12 protein-coding genes are annotated in these 17047 nt (G+C 61.1%); 5 read left to right on the top strand and 7 right to left on the bottom strand.

From position 1 onward, the window contains the following. The 4 genes from EYQ35_06505 to EYQ35_06490 form a co-directional block, all read right to left on the bottom strand. On the bottom strand, window positions 1-2214 hold a 2214-nt coding region (locus tag EYQ35_06505), incomplete at its 3' end, for a hypothetical protein (GenBank protein ID HIF63785.1). Window positions 2215-2446: 232 nt separating this feature from the next. Continuing rightward, on the bottom strand, window positions 2447-3541 hold the full coding sequence (locus tag EYQ35_06500; GenBank protein ID HIF63784.1) for a DUF1214 domain-containing protein: 1095 nt from the start codon (window positions 3539-3541) through the stop codon (window positions 2447-2449). 45 nt (window positions 3542-3586) lie between these two features. Next, window positions 3587-4819: a sulfotransferase gene (locus tag EYQ35_06495; protein ID HIF63783.1), complete on the bottom strand. Its 1233-nt coding sequence runs from the start codon at window positions 4817-4819 to the stop codon at window positions 3587-3589. A 54-nt stretch (window positions 4820-4873) separates the two neighbouring features. Further along, window positions 4874-5680: a hypothetical protein gene (locus EYQ35_06490; protein ID HIF63782.1), complete on the bottom strand. Its 807-nt coding sequence runs from the start codon at window positions 5678-5680 to the stop codon at window positions 4874-4876. A 212-nt stretch (window positions 5681-5892) separates the two neighbouring features. Between EYQ35_06490 and EYQ35_06485 the strand changes: the two genes are divergently transcribed. Both EYQ35_06485 and EYQ35_06480 read left to right on the top strand, forming a co-directional pair. Continuing rightward, a complete protein-coding gene (locus tag EYQ35_06485; GenBank protein ID HIF63781.1) occupies window positions 5893-7272 on the top strand; it encodes a copper chaperone PCu(A)C in 1380 nt (459 codons plus the stop codon). 416 nt (window positions 7273-7688) lie between these two features. Then, window positions 7689-11429, top strand: a complete 3741-nt coding sequence (locus EYQ35_06480; GenBank protein ID HIF63780.1) for a hypothetical protein — start codon at window positions 7689-7691, stop codon at window positions 11427-11429. Between the two features lie 57 nt (window positions 11430-11486). On the opposite strand, the gene EYQ35_06475 is transcribed toward EYQ35_06480, so the two are convergent. Continuing rightward, window positions 11487-12287 (bottom strand): enoyl-CoA hydratase, encoded by an 801-nt coding sequence (locus tag EYQ35_06475; protein ID HIF63779.1) that lies wholly within the window; start codon window positions 12285-12287, stop codon window positions 11487-11489. 26 nt (window positions 12288-12313) lie between these two features. After that, a complete protein-coding gene (locus tag EYQ35_06470) occupies window positions 12314-12538 on the bottom strand; it encodes a hypothetical protein (protein ID HIF63778.1) in 225 nt (74 codons plus the stop codon). A gap of 247 nt (window positions 12539-12785) precedes the next feature. Here EYQ35_06470 and EYQ35_06465 point away from each other — a divergent pair, with 247 nt between their 5' ends. Both EYQ35_06465 and EYQ35_06460 read left to right on the top strand, forming a co-directional pair. Continuing rightward, the gene (locus tag EYQ35_06465; GenBank protein HIF63777.1) at window positions 12786-13841 is read left to right on the top strand and encodes a hypothetical protein; all 1056 of its coding nucleotides are present in this window, start codon (window positions 12786-12788) and stop codon (window positions 13839-13841) included. Between the two features lie 202 nt (window positions 13842-14043). Beyond that, window positions 14044-14742, top strand: a complete 699-nt coding sequence (locus tag EYQ35_06460) for a hypothetical protein (GenBank protein ID HIF63776.1) — start codon at window positions 14044-14046, stop codon at window positions 14740-14742. 114 nt (window positions 14743-14856) lie between these two features. Here the strand turns inward: EYQ35_06460 and EYQ35_06455 are convergent, their stop codons facing one another. Then, entirely contained in the window at window positions 14857-15891 is a 1035-nt protein-coding gene (locus tag EYQ35_06455; protein HIF63775.1) for an alpha/beta fold hydrolase, read from the bottom strand. 51 nt (window positions 15892-15942) lie between these two features. Between EYQ35_06455 and EYQ35_06450 the strand changes: the two genes are divergently transcribed. Continuing rightward, window positions 15943-17028, top strand: coding sequence for an LLM class flavin-dependent oxidoreductase (locus EYQ35_06450; protein HIF63774.1), 1086 nt, complete (start codon window positions 15943-15945; stop codon window positions 17026-17028). Window positions 17029-17047: the final 19 nt, after the last annotated feature.

The raw sequence follows: 17047 nt of genomic DNA, 5'->3' as shown, positions 1-17047 counted from the left end.
GCCGTCAGGACCGTTGCAGAACAAACCGTCGTTGCAGAGCGTACCCGCATCGGTAGGAGCTAGCTCCAGGAGGTATGCCTCATCCCCAAACTCGTTTTCTACAACGGTAAATAAGCAATCAACGCAGGGGTCATCGTCGTAAGTTACCTCAAGCGGGTCGAGTTCGCAGTTTCCGGCCCCGTCGCAGTGCTCGAGCCCGTCACAGGGGTTCATGTCCAGGTAACAGTCCGTGCCTGCGTCGTCGAAGAGGCAGGCCTCGGTGGCTTCGTCGCAGTTGCCCACGCATAGCTCGCTACACGGGTTACCCGCTCCGGCACAGGTCCCCTCGCCGTCGCAGGTTTCAACGCCGGTACAGAAAGAACCGTCATCGCTGCAGGGAGTGCCTGTTGAACTGGGTACGCAAGCATTCTTGGTCTCGTCGCATTGCTGGGCGCATTCAGGGGCGTTGGTGCAGGGATCTTCCGAGTGATCCAAGCAGTTTCCCGCGGCATCGCAGAGCTCGCCACCGTTGCAGAACAGGCCGTCGCTTGCGCAGCTGGTACCCGCAGGCACCAGGCAGGAGTCAAGGGCTTCGTCGCACACGTCGTTGCAGTCTCCCCCGGCGGTGCACGGGTCGCCGGCTCCAGCGCATGTCCCCGCGCCGTCGCAGGCATCGTCCCCATTGCAGAACGCACCGTCATCGCAGGGTGTGTCGACTGGGTCGGGTTGACAGCTGTTGCCCAGGTCTTCGCAGATGGAGTTGCAGGTGTCGACGCACGGGTCGCTGCCACTGGTAACGCAGCTACCGGTGGCATCGCAGACCTCGGTGCCGTTGCAGAACGTTTCGTCGCTGCAGGCCGCGCCAATGGTAAGCGAGCAGTCGACGACACTGCAGCAGCTGCCTGTGCCGGCCGCTGAAGCGGGAGGGCAGGGGTCGCAGTCTTCGCCCACACCCACGATACCATCGCCACAACCGCTGCCCTGCGCGAAGACAAGGACCCCCGAATTGGTGCCACTACCGCCGTAAACGTGCAGGCTGTCAGGACTGGATGCCAGCCAGCCGACCGAACCGACAACCGAGCCGATCGGCCCCACGTCGGGCTCGGGCGAGCCCAGTATTCCACCACCGAGGGCGTGTAGCGTGGTCAACGGCGGAAAATCACCGTTCATTGATACGTGTACATTGGACAGGCAGGTAGCAGTGATTCCTTCGGCTGCACTCCCGTTAAGCCCATCGGTTACCCCGAGAAACGACAGCGCCCCGGTCAGGGGATCGCGTTCAAGGTGGGCGACCGCGCTGGTAAAGTCATCGGCCGTACCCGTCACGTGCAGTGTGTTCCCTGAAGGATCCGGGTCGACCAGGAGGTCGCGCGCGTTGCTCAGCCCGTCAACCGTACCGGCCGCGCTGGGTTCTCCCTCGCGCAGGTGTCCCTTGAAGTCCAGCTCGCCGTCCTTGTTGCGCGACCAGTGGCCTACCGCGAATATGGTACTGCTGCCGTCCGCGAGGATAAACTCGCCGATTGCGTACAAGTGGGCAGAGTCGGCGCTGAACACGGCGTTGCGGGGTTCCTTCAAGCCGGTGACCGTCGGCCCGGTACCGACACCGGGCGAGAGAAGTTCGTTTTCGAGTAAAGAGATGTCCCCGAACGACGGGGAGCCGCTGTCGTTGTCGCGGGAGAATACATGGATAGCGTGTTTCCCCCCGCTTACGGACACGAAGGTATTTCCATCCGGACTCACTGACATTTTTTTAGGCGCGTCGAGTGATGAGAAGATCCCAGCCCCTTGGGTTACGGTCCCCAGCGGGGTGGGGGACATCACGAAAACCGGATCACAGCTTCCTGCCCCGGGTGCCGATGAGACGGCGAACCAGCGGATCTGCCCATTATTGCTGCCCAGCAGGTTTACAGAGACGTAGAGGTGCTCGCCGTCGGGACTAAGGGCGTGGTCGATCGCCTGATCTACGAGACCGAACTCCTGCTCGCAGTCGAGCTCACCGGTAGAACTGTCACGTCGGTAGGCGAACACGCTGTTACCGCCCACTGTCACGACGAACTGTCCGTCCGGGGTTACAGCGCCCGCGTCCATGGTCGGCGTGACGTTGGGGTCTGCCCCGGTTTCCTTTTCGATGTAGGTCAGGCCCGCGGCAAATACCGACCCCGACTGCAGGAGCAGGACGACGGCCGGCAGTACCGTGCGCAAGAACTCGAAGCGTGTGCCTTTTTGTCTGGTCACCATGCTGAGATGTCGGCCAACGGTCTCTCGTCTAACTAACTGGATTGTGGGTCGTTGGTCAACCCCCCGATCGGGTAGGAAAGCTCTGCCAACAGGGGTTTTCATTGAGATTTTCAGGCCTGGGTTGAACCGGCCGGGCGGCACCCGGTGACGGACGCCACGCCGCCGGTCTGCCCCCTGTCATCGCTAAGATCGAGAACGCGGTAAGTGCTCAGCATGGTGGCTCAGCTCTCTAGGCCCGGGCCCCGTTGCACTCGGCAAGCGGTATCACCCGGGTCGTAACAGAAGGCGGGGCGAGATTGTCCAACCAACGAAAGGTCATGAAACCGCGGGTTCTTCCGCCGGTATCCAGCCAGTTATCGCTGCCCGGGTCGCTGCCGGCTATGACCAGGCGCACGCTGTCGTCGGGCTGCAGGGAGGCCCTGGCCTTGGTAATAGAGCTCTGTCGTCGTCGCGGTTCTATGCATTCGTGCCAGACGCTTTCCAACGTGACGCTCCAGAAGCGCGTTTCGGGAGGCGTGAGTTCAATTACCAACGCCTCGTCGTCTGCCAGCCTGAACGAGCCGATCATGTAGAGGTTGTCGGGAGTGGTGTTCTCCGACCCCAGCTCCACGCTGTCGGCCGTAAGGAACTGGTTGGGCTGCTCCAGCATTTCGGGCTTAACGGTACGGTGCAGGGTGAACAGCTTGACGATGGTCCAGGCAATGCTCGTGAGCTGTACAGCAACCGACTCGTCGGTCGGGGGCGGTGGTGCAGACGGCGACTGGAGCGGTTTGATCGACAAGCGGGCGGGTTCGTCGGTCTGCCTGTCGGTAAAGTACTCGCGTGCGACCAGCGACGATGAGTCTCCGGGTATAGCCACCCAGGGGTCGCCGCCAAGCTCGGCGGCACTGGGTTCTTCTGCCGCCATTACGAACGAGAAAGCCCCGTCAGAATCCATGACCATGTCGCGGTCGGACAGGTAGGTAGCCATGCGGCGGGGGCTGAGCCCGGTCCCCGCCAGCACCTGGAAGCCGAGGTAGGCGGTCGTACCGCGCGTGCCGCTTACGCGGTAGGCGCGCTGGCCGTCTATCATCGAGAGGTAGTACTCGCCGTCGGGGTTGGGGCCGCCGACGAACCGCGACTGGGTGGTCATCGAGTAGAAGTGCGGTGCGTCGGCGTTCACGTCGAGGTTGAGCTCCAGGGCCATCGCCGTCGCCCGGCCGAGTACGGCGAGTCCCTCGAGCCTCTCGCGGTCGTTCTCGGCGTCTTCCTCGATGACAGTGGTCATATCATCGAGCATACTGCGGAACAGTTTCCACGCGTCTGTGGCTTGGCTGACTCCCATCGCGTTGTTCTCCCCAGGTCGTCGCTCAGACTCACCCGCCACGGCCTATCCTTCCAGCGTCACGCCGTAGTAGTCGGTATACGGCAGCATTTTTTTTCTGATCCTGGCGGGATCAAAGCCCCACTGCTCGGCCGAGTACTTGTGTTGCCCGAACTTGCCCTTGGGCTTCGCCTTCATGTAAGCGCGGATGGCGTCGGCGTGCGGGCTTGCAAACGGGCGGTCGAGTTGCGAGTAAAGCTCTTCTACCGCTCCGGCGGGGTCGGCCATGAGCTGCGAGAAGTGCAGGTCGACAATGCTGTCGGCAAATTCTCCCTCCGAGCGACGCCGTGCGAGGTCTACCATCATGTCGCCCAGCCCCACGCCGTCGGGATCGGGCATTCCAACCTCGTCGCTACGCTGCCAGCGCACGGTGGCCAGGGTGCTGAAGGCCGAGGGTTCGGTCTTCAAGGGGTCTCGGTGGGTGTGTACGACTCGCGCGTCGGGGTAAGCGTCGAGCAACATGTCGATAAACGCCAGGTACAGGGGCGTCTTCAAGACCCAGTTGCGAGGCGGGCCGCCATGCTGCAGGGCCTGCAGCAGTGCCCGGTGGTAGCGCATGGTGGCGGGGTAGTCGGCGTCCCAGTTTGGCACGTCGGCTATCATCGACCAGTGGCCGCCCGAGAATCCCGGCAAGGTGAGCGTGACGCATTCCACGGGCAGGTCGGCGCGCAGTTCGTGTATGGCCGCGAACTCCGGTTGCACGTCGGCCCAGAATTCCTGCTCGCACTCGGCCATGGCCACCCGGGCTTGCTCGTTGGCGCGGTCAAACGCCAGCGGGTGGATGACCTCCCAGGCCAGTGGCGCGCGCGCGGTGGGGTCGAGCGAGAGCAGCTCAAAAAGTATCGAGGTGCCCGACCTGGGCGGGCCGGTGATGACCAGCGGCGCGTCGATATTTTCGTCGGCCATGGCCGGGGTCTCGCTGCGCGCACGGGTCAGAAACAGTCGTGTGCGCAGGCCTCGCAGCACTTCCTGCCGGGTCATGAGGCGGCCCATCGTGTTGAGCGCCCCGGTGGACTCGAGCTCTTCGAGCAGCGACGTGAAACGGGCCTGCCAGTCGCCGTCGTAGCTGCCGAAGTCGCTGAGGCCGCCCGTCGATTCGACCGCGTCGTTTATCAGTGCGTCGGCGTCGAGCGGGATCAGCCTGCGCGCACCGGCCACCGAATCGCCCATGGCGTTTATGCGCCGTACCCAGTCGGGGCGGGTGTAGTGCTCGGCCAGTGTTTTACTTGTCGACGACATCGGCTGTTGCTTGCCCCGGGGTACGACTCCGAGCCCGTGGGTGGCCGCTGGATCTCAGCCTACGGCTATCTCGATGCCTTTGCCCGAGGGGTCGTCGTAGCGCTGGTGCAGTATGGGCAACACGAGTTCGGGAGCCACGGCGCCCAGTACCTTGCCGTTGCTCTGCGTGGTGCCTTCTTCGTACTCAAAGCGCGTGAGCTTGACGACCTCGATGTCGGCCACGGGGTCGAGCGGCGATTCGCCCAGGGTGATGCCGTCGCCCTCGAGCTCCCAGGAGTTGCTGTGGTCCTGGTGCCAGTCGAGTCGTACGAGCAAGGGGTCGTTGTCAAAAGACTTGCCCGCCTCGCAGGACGGAAACATCTTCAGGCAGAAGCCGTGCTGGGTAAACTTGCGCGGGCCGAGCTCTTTGCCAAGCGTGCCCTCGGCCGTCACGTAGGTAAAACCCATGCGGCTCACGCTCGTTGAAAAGTGATCGCCCTCCCTCGTGAAATCTATCTGGGCAATTTTCTTGGCCTCGCCGTAAGTCTCGCGGCCGGGCACGACCGCCTGCTCGGTGGTCATGGGCATGGTGATGAGGTTTACGCCCTCTACTCCCTCGTGGGTGACCTGCACGCCGAAGACCATCGCGCCGATGGTCATGCTGTACTCGGGCGAGATCTCCATGGTGATGTCGGTAAACGTCACGCAGACCAGCGGACGATCAACGGGGTCAAAGGGTTTGAGGACAAGTGCGCGGTAGATCTCGGGGTGGGTCTCGTACTCCACCCGGATCTGCCGCATCGAGCTCTGCATGAACTCCGGGTTTTCCCGCTGGGCTTTCTGTACCTGTTCGAGGGTTCTGACGTAGCGCAATTGTGCCATTGGTGGTCTCCTTTAAGGTCGCCAGACTGTCACAGCGCCGCGGCGTTGACCAGCCTGTCGAGGGATCTCAGTTCCCGTTGATCTCCTCCCGGCCGTCGTCGTCGAGGATGCGATCCATGCCCGAGAAAAACTCGGAAAAATTGCCGGCCGCATCTTTGACGTACCAGGGCTCGTTGCCCTGATTTCCGTGCCAATCGGACGGTGTGCCGGCGATGGTCCGGTTCGCTGATAAATGTAGTCTACTAGTTGTATTGAATCGAAAAAGGGGTATCTCTTCTCGCGTGAGAAGTAGCTTGAAATTTTGCCGGTGGTTTATCGTGCTGCCCTTGGTGCTGGCTTTCTATTCGTCTGCCGTGGCCGCGTCATGGGGCAGGAACTATTTTCCAAACGTCGAACTGACCAACCAGGACGGAGAACAGGTGCGGTTTTTCGACGACCTTATCGAGGGAAAGATCGTCGCGGTTAACTTTATCTTCACCAGCTGTCCGGACAGTTGCCCCCTTGAGACGGCCCAGCTGAAAAAGGTCCAGGACATACTGGGTGATCGAATTGGCGACGATATCTTTTTTTATTCGATCTCTATCGACCCTGAACACGACCAGCCGCCGATACTGAGCGAGTACAAGGATAGATTCGGTGCGCACTGGGATTTCTTCACCGGTAACGAAGAAGACATCACGCTGCTACGTAGAAAGCTCGGCCTGTACGTGGAGGAGATCCAGGACGGAAGTGGCGATCACAACTTGAACATGATGATCGGCAACCAGGCTACCGGGCAGTGGATGAAGCGAGCGCCGACAGAAAACCCCTACATTCTTGCGTCTCAGCTGAATGGCCTGTGCCCCAAGTGCCCTCCTCTTTCCAAGCAGAGTTATCACAAGGCGCCTGAGCTGCGGCCCATGTCGGCGGGAGAGCAGTTGTTTCGGACTCGTTGTTCAGTTTGTCACACGGTCGACGGCGAGACCCGACCCGGCGCACTCGGGCCGGATCTCATGGGAGTAACAGGGCGCCGCGATCGCCAGTGGCTTCTTGGATGGCTGCAGGCACCAGACAAAATGATTGCTGACGAGGACCCGATCGCGGTAGCCATGCTCGAAGAGTGGGGGAATCTGGTCATGCCGAATATGCGGCTGAACAGGCAGGAGGCCGATGACCTGCTTGTCTACCTTGCTTCGATGGGCGAGCTGCGGGAGGAGGCAGCTCCGGTTGCCGACGCCGAGCCGGAAGGAGACGTGCTGGCGGTCATGGATGCCTGGGTGCGCGAGGCAGACGCCAGGGCCCCGGCTAACGCCGGATATATGACCCTTGTTAACGTCGGCCAGGAGGCTGTTTCCTTGGTCAAGGTAGAGTCCCCGGCCTTCGGTCGCATAGAGGTGCACGAAATGGCGGTTGTCGACGGGTTGATGAGAATGAGGGAGGTCGAACAACTCCTGGTGCCCCCGGGGGGGCAGGCGAAGCTTGCCCCGGGAGGCAAGCATCTTATGCTCATGGAACCGGTCCGGCGAGCGGAAGCAGGTCAGACCATCAATATGACGCTTTCCTTTGAATCCGGGAGAACACAGGTCGTGGCTGTCCCGGTGAAGGTAAAATAACCGGGAGGACGCAGAGGTCGTCAGCCCCCCCCCCACACACAAACCCATTCGGGGGGGGGGATCCAGCGCTGACCGCCCACGTAAGGGCGAATCCCCCCCCATGTGGGCGTAGGCACCCAACCGGCCACTGTTGAGGATCTCTACAATTTTTCTTTATGCTGCCGGCTTGCGACGCCACTGCGCAAGCTGTTGCATCCTTGCTGCGGTTATCTGCAGACCTTTGACCTTCGAGTGCAGACTTTTTGACTTCGAGCGCTAACCTGGGTTTACAACACAGCCCCGACCTCATCCTGTATTGACTGTGGGGCCAGGCATTTTCAGCTTGGTACACAAGTTGCTTGTTCTGGATTACACCCTTGACGGGGATTTTAGTTAAGTTAGCCATGTTTTTTTTCATCTCTGCAGGGGGATAAATTATGAGACGAGTTAGTAGGTATTGTTTTCCAGGGTTGTATTGTTCGTTATTTTTTCTGGCCATTGCGTGTTTTTTCCCACCGACGCTGCATGCCCAGTGCCCGCCTTCCGGAGATCCTTCGGCGTGTGCGGGTCCGATCGTGGGAGATCTGCCAGAGGGTTTGCCCGAGGCAAACGAGGGGAGTTTTGAGGGGGGCTTGACTGGAACCCCCGAAGACACCCGCGAGCAGAATGCCATACCGGTGACTGCCCAGCGGGATTCTGGCACCTTCAACGTGCCAACCGATTACCCACCGAGTCCGCTTTTTGGCGCAACGCCTTTCAGCCAGAAAATGTTGCGATTGGAAGAATTTGGGACCACAAAGCGTGGAATTCATGCCGAAGATAGCCCCAAACATAAACGGCTACCCAAACCAGCCAACCCCCAGGCTTATCCGCGTTCAGTAAAACTGGATAAGTTTTTGAAAGCCCGGGTATGGCCTATCCCCAAGCGCAAGGCGAATACCTCGGACGAGAATCCGTGGGAGTCGAAGATTGAATCATGGTTGGGCCGCGATCTTGACGACCCCCCGATCGAAGGACGACCGCCTGGGGAAGGATGGGCACACCAGCGGTGGGATGAGTTCAAGCCCAGGGTTTACTTCAAGACTGCGACAACCGGTGGTCGGGAGAATCGCGGCCTGCGTGATAGAGCTCAGAGGCATCGCTACAGGCACGGTGAATTCGGGCCCACAGGACTGTATCATTCAACCGCGGAACCAGCTGGATCCGATGGCACGACGTCGGGAATCGAGGTCCGGTTTCATGCCAGCATGCCTTTGCAGGATCCGGACGCGGTGTGGACTTTCGACGGAACTTTTCCCCCCAAGCTGCTCACCGCGCGTTATGGCGAGCCCCTGGTAATGCGCCACTACAATGCGTTACCGATCGACGTCGCCGAGAACCGTGGTTTCGGTGTTCACACGCTGACCACCCACGAGCACAACGGCCATAACCCGGCTGAGAGCGACGGGTTCGCCAACGCGTTTTTCTTTCCCGGCCAGTTCTACGACTACAGGTGGCCGATGGTGCTCGCAGGACACGACTCCATCAATACGAATAAGAGGGATAAAAGGGCAGGGATGCCCATGGGCAACGGAGGCATAAAGCGGATCAAGGGCGACTGGCACGAGACCATGAGCACCCACTGGTTCCACGATCACATGCTCGATTTCACTGCCCAGAACGTCTACAAGGGCAGCGCCGCGATGATGAACTATTACAGTTCACTCGATCGCGGCAACGAATCCGTCAATGACGGCATCAACCTGAGGTTGCCCAGTGGATCCGCGCTGCCCTGGGGCAACCGCGATTACGACGTCAACCTGATGCTGGCAGAGAAAGCCTTTGATGGTGACGGGCAGTTGTGTTTTAACCCCTTCAACCAGAAAGGCTTTCTCGGCGACGTTATGACCGTTAACTGGCTGTACAAGCCTTACTTCGACGTTCGTGCCCGCCGGTACCGCTTCCGCGTCCTGAATGCCTCGGTATCTCGCTACTTCAAGCTGGCGCTGGTCGACGAGGCCGGCAACCCGGTCCCGTTCCACATGGTTGCCAACGACGGCAACATCATGGAGCACGCCGTGGAGTTCAGTAACGGCGAGCTGCCGACCCTCGGCATAGCCGAACGCTACGACGTCATCATCGACTTTGCCAACTTCGAACCGGGTGACAAGCTGTACCTGGTCAACCTGCTGCAACACAAGAACGGGCAAGTCACCGACGAAGTGATTCCCCTGGCCGATATCGTAAGCGGAGCCTACGCACCGGTTACCATCGACGACACGGTTCCCCCCGATGGCATTGCCGACCGCTGGATCGACGGTGACCCGGTTGTAGGTAAATTCATGGAGTTCCGTGTTACCGAGTACGCCGGGGTCGACAACAGTCTTGATCCAATGGACTACGTGGCCGGCGGGCAGAAGATGATCCCCATCCAGATGCCCGCGCAGGCAGAGCTGGACGCGGCTCTTCACCGCACCTTTGAATTTGAGAGGCAGCCCACCGACGATCGCCCCTGGGTCATAGAGACCGATGGCGGCAAGGGGTTCGGAATGGACCCCCGCCGTCTATCTGCGGCTCCCGAGAAAAATTCCGGTGGGCTGGAGGTCTGGCGCCTTCTCAACAGCGGAACCTGGAGCCACCCGATACACATCCACTTTGAGGAGGGGATCATACTGAGACGTGACGGCCAGGAGCCGCCCGAGTGGGAAAAGTGGGCTCGCAAGGACGTGTACCGGCTCGGACCACAGGCCGACAGTGGGGTGATGGTGGAGATCGCACTTCGCTTCCGGGAGTTCGCGGGCACCTTCATGGAGCATTGCCACAACACGCAGCACGAGGACCACGCCATGCTGTTGCGCTGGGATATTGAGCATCCGGGGCAGACCCTGGTCATGCCGACACCTATCCCCTCGTGGGACGGGGTAAGCTACGTGGACACCCACGCACTGCCTACATACAGAACCGGAGACGCTGTTGGCGAATACGGACCGCAGGTTGACCCTGTGGATATCTGGGTGGATGGGGCGGTAATCGGCGAGTTAGACGACATAAGGGATATTCCGCTCGGCGACGCCCTTGACCCGCAGCCCAACGAACGCGGTACCATTACCTTCCCGCTGATGCAGGGAACGAACGACGACGGCGGCGTACTGACCCCCGTATGGTTCTTCCTGCACGACATCAGCGACGAAGCCCTGGCCGAGGAAATGGGCCTGGCCTGGGCTGGTAAATTAACCGGCACGCCAATAGCGGCTACCGGGGATGCAACCATTGATCCAGTTACGGGTCACTGGACGTTTTACGGGAACGTGCCCAATCCGATATGGGCCTCGCCGGCTTGCAGGGTGTCTGATGGTATCGATTCCGGTTCGGGAAGACCCTGCAAGAATCCGGATTTAATTCCAGACGTTGATGACCTGAATACGTATTCGCCTTTGCGTCGAGTCACGATTGACGGGCAGGATGTTATCGTTAATGCCGTGTTTGCAAAGTGGGGCGACGAGGAATGGCATCACAATCGGATTGACCTGAGTTGTGTCAGTTTTCCAGATGAACCTCCCAACTCGACTTGTTTTTACAACGGTGAATTCTGGGGTGACAGGGACGCATCGGGGCATGTGCTGGCACTGGACACGGTCGGACCAGATCCGTCGATCACCTTCAAGCTTCACAAGGCTTGGGCGGGAGAAGGTGATTATCTTCCCTACTACATAGTCCTGGACACCTATCCATTTGGTCCGGCAAGGGCGATGGGAGTCCCCTATGTACCAATGTATAAGAACCTTGGAAGCGTCGGAGTTCCCCTGATCCAGTCGCTGCCCCCAGCGCCGATAGATCCAACCTATCCACCGACGCCAAGCGACGGTTTTGGATTCCTGGGTGGTGGCCCGTTCGGCAGCCAGGTGGGAGTGCCCTCCTACTTTAGGCCAGAGGACGATTACAGTCCGATGTGGCACATCGGTTTTGCTCACTGGAAGGAGCCGGCGAGCGAGGTCCTTAAAGGGGTCAAGCAGATTCAGCGGCTCAGGGCCGAGGGTAAATTGGAAGTCCTTGAATTCCCGCCACCGCCAAATGTGGGGTCTGACAACTATGATTTTGAGCATCCGAATTCGCCAAGCGACGCTCGGCATATTGTTAACTGTCCCGTGCCGGTGACAATCGAAGCGGTAATACACAGGGTTCGCCAGCTGGACCAGTAGCTGCAGCTGGACGGGGTCTCTTACGACGTCCTTGTCTGAAAATGGTGGATGGTCGGGCTAGCGAAAACGCGGTGGTCGTTTCTCGATAAAAGCCGCCACCGCCTCGGCGTGCTCGGGTGTCTTCCAGCACTCGCGCAGCAAGGCGCTCTCCGACTCCTGCACCAGGGTGAGGTCGGTGGCGCTGCCGTTTTCGGTCAGTAGCCGCTTGGTCATGAGCAACTGCGGCACGGGGTTGGCCGCGATCTCGCCGGCCAGTTGCAGGGCGGCGGCCACGAGGTCGTCGTGAGCCACGACCCGGTCCACCAGGCCGGCCTCCAGTGCCTCGTCGGCCTTGTAAAGGCGACCTGTAAGGCACATCTCCGATGCGCGGCCAAAGCCCATGCGCTGCACCAGGAAATGGGTGCTGGCCAGCTCGGGCACCAGCCCCATCTTGATGAAGCCCATGCCCAGGCGCGCCTTGTCCGACGCCAGTATGACGTCGAAGGGCAGCAGCATGGTAAGCCCGATGCCGACGGTCGCGCCGTTGACCGCGGCAATCATGGGCTTGGACTCGCGCACCAGCGCCACCCAGTCGAGGCCTGCGGGCATTCCTCCCGATCCGTCCTGGGTGTTGTGGCCGGGGTCAACACCGTCTATGCGCGACTGGAAGGTGTCGCCCATGTCGGCGCCAGCGCAAAAACCGCGGCCGGCACCGGTCGTGACGATGGCACCCACAGCGTTGTCGGCGTTGGCGCGCGCGACGGCGTGGGCCTGCTCCTCGCTCATCTGTGGCGTCCACGCGTTGAGCTTGTCGGGCCGGTCAAGCGTGATCAGTGCCACCTGGTCGCGTACTTCGTAGGTGATCTGCTCGTAGTCCATCGTGATTTTCTCCTTACCGCCGGCCGCTACAGGATCTGCCGTTCTTCGGCCAGGAATATGGGCGAGCGCGACAGGTCTGCAAATCGATGCTCGTCTTCGATCAACTCTGCGACGGCAGCCTGCGCCTGTTCTGTGCCGAGGACCTCGGCGTGGCGCTTTAACAGCGCCGCGTGGGTCGAGTGCCAGTAATCCTGGAACTGCTCGCGCGTGAGCGACGGCAACCGGTGTACGCAGAAACAGAGTTTTATCATTTTTCTATCCTCCAGCTGGGCCCGCTAAGCGGCGCCTCCACGTCGGCCAGTGCTAAGCCAGGAAGGCGGTCCGGGCCTCCTAGGGCTAACCCTGGTTTGCATCCGGTCTCGGCGGGAGCCCGTTTTTGTGCCAATTTCCTACTGGCACACGAGTTGCAGTACTTGTATATTGAGCTCGTCCTGTTGCGGGTCTGGGTCCGACTGACATCAGCATCGGGTCGTTCAAGAAGACAGTGGGGAGCAAGTTATGACAAGGACCAGCACTGCCAACGAGCCGACCGGTAACGACGCGGCACTGTATCCGGGGGCCGCTTTGGCCGCGGTGGCGATCACGCGGGAAGGGCCGGTATCCCAGGAGACAGTACACCAGTCGCGGGACGGCTATTTCGCCCGCCTGTATGCCGATCCTTACGGGCTGGAGAACGAGGCCTATGACTGGAGGGGCGAGGACCGATTCGTAGCCGTACTTGGTCCGTTTTACCTGGCTGTAGCCGCCACGCTTGGGGTACTGGGGGCTGTCGGCGTACTCCCGGCACTTAACACGGCGGCAATGGCTTTTTTTGGCATCTCGATCGTAGTCGAAGTCGCGGGTAAACTCTTCGCATCATGGCTCGTGATGCGGCACCGAGTTCGGATCAATTACGTCCGCAAACTGATTCTTCGCCCCGTAAAGAAGCTCTCGGCCTTCGTGATCCCGCTTCTCATAGTAAGCGGCGACAAGGTGATTATCGACATAGCGTTCCTGTTCTGCCTCGGCCAGTTGAAAACCATAGGGCTCGAGTATCATCGCGTTCGGCGCCGGGTCGCGTTGTTCCGGTACGCGTTCGTTTCGTGGGATCGGCTGGAGGATAGGCCATATTCCCTGCGTTATGACATGCTCGAGGACGTGTTTCGTTTCGCCGTATACCTGCCTTTCATGGCGCTGGTCGCCAATCCCTTCATCGTTCTCGTGCCGCAACTGATAAACGAATTTGGTGACGGCCTCGCCGAACCGGTGGGTATCCGTTTCGGCAAGCACAAGTACCGCACCAAGGCCCTGTGGCACAACGGGCGTATCTGGAGTGGGCAGTTCGTACGATCCCTGGAGGGTAGTGCGACGGTGTTTATCGTTTCGGTCGTGGTGCTGTGTGGATACCAGTTCCTGTCGGCCGTCCCGGTGTTTACGCCCGAACAATTCCTGGTGGCGGTGGCCGTTATTCCCCTTGGGCTGACGCTTGCCGAAGCCGTGAGCCCGCATACCTGTGATGGCCCCCTGATGGCTCTCACCGGTTGTGGCCTGCTACTGGGTATTTTCTCGCTCTAGAGACCGGCGGCGCATCCGGGTGCTCCGCTGCAAACCCACCCACACGCTACCGCCCTTCGAGCGCTAACTTACGTTAGCAGCACAGCCCCGGTTAGAGCCCGTGTTTACAGGGTTTCCGGGCCGTTACCGATTGGCACAGCAGTTGCTTTGACAGGGGCATGCCGGCGCGGGCTCAACCCGCGCCGCCGACGGAGGAATCGACATGAACAAGGCAATCACAGCAATAGTAACAGCAACAGTAACCGTAGCTTTCCTGGCCCTGGCGCTGCCCGCAATCTCGCAGGCCCAGAACGTCAACGACCACCTGAAGTGCTACAAGATCAAGGATTCTCACAGGTACTCGGCGGTAGCCGATCTCATCACAAACTCTGACCAATCCATGTACCCGAGCGAAGCCGGCTGCAGGATAATGGTCAAGAGCAAGGAGTTCTGCCTGCCGGTCAATAAAGATCGCATCATGCAGCCCAACAACAAGCGCGATGCCCCGCACGAGGACGTGGTTGGCCAGGACCTGACCAACGACTTTCTCTGCTACAAGATCCGCTGCCCCAAGGATCCTACTGGCGCGATGCCGCCCAGTGCCCAGGACGTGGTTGACCAGTTTGGCCAGCGCGAGATCGCCGGTTTCAGGACCACCAAGATGTGCACGCCCGCCTGGAAGGTGTTCGACCAGCCGGTCCCCTGCGAACAGTCCGGTGCCCCGACCTGTAACGGCGACTGCCCCAATCCGACCGACGTGTGCACGAATATAGCCGGTACCCTGGCTTGCCGATGCGAGCCCGAGCAGAGCGATCCCTGCGAACAGTCAGGCGCTCCCACCTGCGGTGGCGATTGCGCCGATACCACCAAGCAGTGCACGTTCGTAGGCGATCCAGTGGCGGCATTCTGCGTGTGCCAGTAGGCTGGCGGCTACCCGTTTTCCCCACCGGCCGGCAACACCCCACCGGCCCCCGACGCCCCGGGCTCTCACAAGGAGCCCGGGGTTACCTTTTTGTGCCTCGTGCGGAAGCGGCGTTCAGGCCGACTCGACCAGTGCGGATATAATGCCGGCCAGCTCATCGGGCCGGGTTTCCTGGATGAAATGGCCGCCGCCGTTAAAGGTAACGTGCGGCAGGCCCTTGCTGCCGGGCACGCGTTCGAGAAAGGCTTTCTCCGCTCCCCTGGTAACCGGGTCGTTGTCAGCAAAGGCACATAGAAAGGGCTTGTCCCACTGTTCGAGCACTTTCCACGCTGCCAGGTTGGCCTGCGTGGATGGATCTCCCGGCAACGTGGGCACATGGCTGGGCATCGCGCGCGGACCCATCTTGTAGGAAGGGTCAGGGAAGGGGGCGTCGTAGGCCGCTACTTCCTCGGGCGCCACGGCTTTCTCGGCGCCCACCATGCCGCCCACGGCCATTCCCACCGGAAGGTCCTCGGTCTCCCAGCACCACTTCTGCCAGTAGGCGAAGGCCATGGCGCCTCGCCCGATCTCATCGCTGCCTCCAGCCTGCGAGTCACCCGAAATTGCGGCGGCCATCTCCATCATGGTGGGCGTGGGTGCGTTCTGCCTGAAGTCTTTTACTTCGTCGACGATGCCGGCTGGTAGGTCCGGGGGCATCGGCAGGCCGGTGTTGCTGATGACCACCCTGTCGAAGCGCCCGGGGTTCTCGGCCACCAGCCTCAGGCCGATAAGTCCTCCCCAGTCCTGCCCGAACAGTGTTGCGCCTGTGACGTCGTTTGCCTCAAGCCACGCGGTCATCCAGTCGACCTGTCGCTGGTAGCTGTAGTCCTCGCGCGCGGCGGGTTTGTCGCTGCGGCCGTAGCCCACCAGATCGGGCGCGAGTACGCGCAGGCCCGACTCCACCAGCGGCGGTATCATCAGGCGGTAGAGGTAGCTCCAGGTCGGCTGCCCGTGTAAGCAGAGCACAATCGGGGCGTCGCCTGGTCCCTCGTCAAGGTGGTGTACGCGCAGCGTGCCGCCGTCGCCGTCGGGCAGGTCGGTGTAGTGGGGTTCGAAGGGGTAGCCAGGAAGATTGTTGAATTGCTCGTCGGGGGTTCGCAGAACTTTCATGTGGTCTCCTGTCGGGGCACCGGTCCACGGGCCGCTTGGAGGAGATAGTATATGAAGTTTGGAGCTATGATAGCCCCGCGGATAGACGACTGGCAGTTGCTCAGTTTTGCCGAGGACCTCGGTTACGACCACGGCTGGGTACCCGATTCGCAGATGATCTGGTCCGACTGCTACGCGGTGCTGGCGCTCGCTGCGGCCAACACCTCGCGTATTCGCCTGGGCACCGGCGTGTCGATCGCCGGCACGCGCACGGCGCCAGTCACTGCCCATTCCATTGCCAGCATCAACCAGCTTGCGCCCGGGCGCGTGTTCCTGGGCGTGGGCACCGGTCACACTGCCATGCGCGTGATGGGCATGGACCCGGTCAAGCCGCGCCCCTTTCGCGAGTACCTGCACGTGGTCAGGGAGCTGCTGCATGGCCGCCAGGTGGAGTACACGCAGGACGGGGTGACGCGCGAGATAAAGTTCCTGCACGAAGAACTGGGCTTCATGAACACCGAGCAGCCGGTGCCCATATACGTGGCCGCCAACGGCCCGCTGGCGCTCAAGGCCGCTGGCATGTACGGCGACGGTCGTATCTCGGCAGGCGGCGAGCCGGAGCCGGCTTTCAAGCACAACCTGGGCCTGGCCCTGAAGGCAGCTTCGGCCGCGGGGCGTGACCTGGAGAACGACTACCACACTGCCGCGCTCACCTTCTCCTGCGTGCTCAAGCCCGGTGAACAGCTCACCGACGACCGGGTGATAGACCAGGTGGGGTCGATGGTCACCGCCAGCCTGCACTTCTTCTGGGAGCTGGCCCGGCAGGCGGGCAGCGACGATTTTATCGATGAGTCGATCCGCGACACCTGGGACGAGTACAAGGCCTACGTCGACGGCATGGAAACCCCCGAGGACCGCCGCTACCTGCAGATCCACGACGGCCACTGCACTTACCTGGTGCCGGCCGAGCGGCGCTTTGTCACCCCGGCCACAATACGCGCTTCGGGCGGGCTGGTGGGTGAGCCCGACGAGATCATCGAGCAGCTTCGGGCACAGGAGGCCATGGGACTGAAGGAAGTCACCCTGTTACCCCCCATGGAGTTCGCCCGCGACTGCTATCGCGAGTTCGCCGAGCAGGTAATCGCGCGGTATCAATAGGGCGACGGAAAGAAACTGA

The organism is Candidatus Binatota bacterium, from assembly GCA_012960245.1.
Taxonomy (GTDB): domain Bacteria; phylum Desulfobacterota; class Binatia; order UBA1149; family UBA1149; genus UBA1149.
This window is presented reverse-complemented; position numbering and strand designations above follow the sequence as displayed.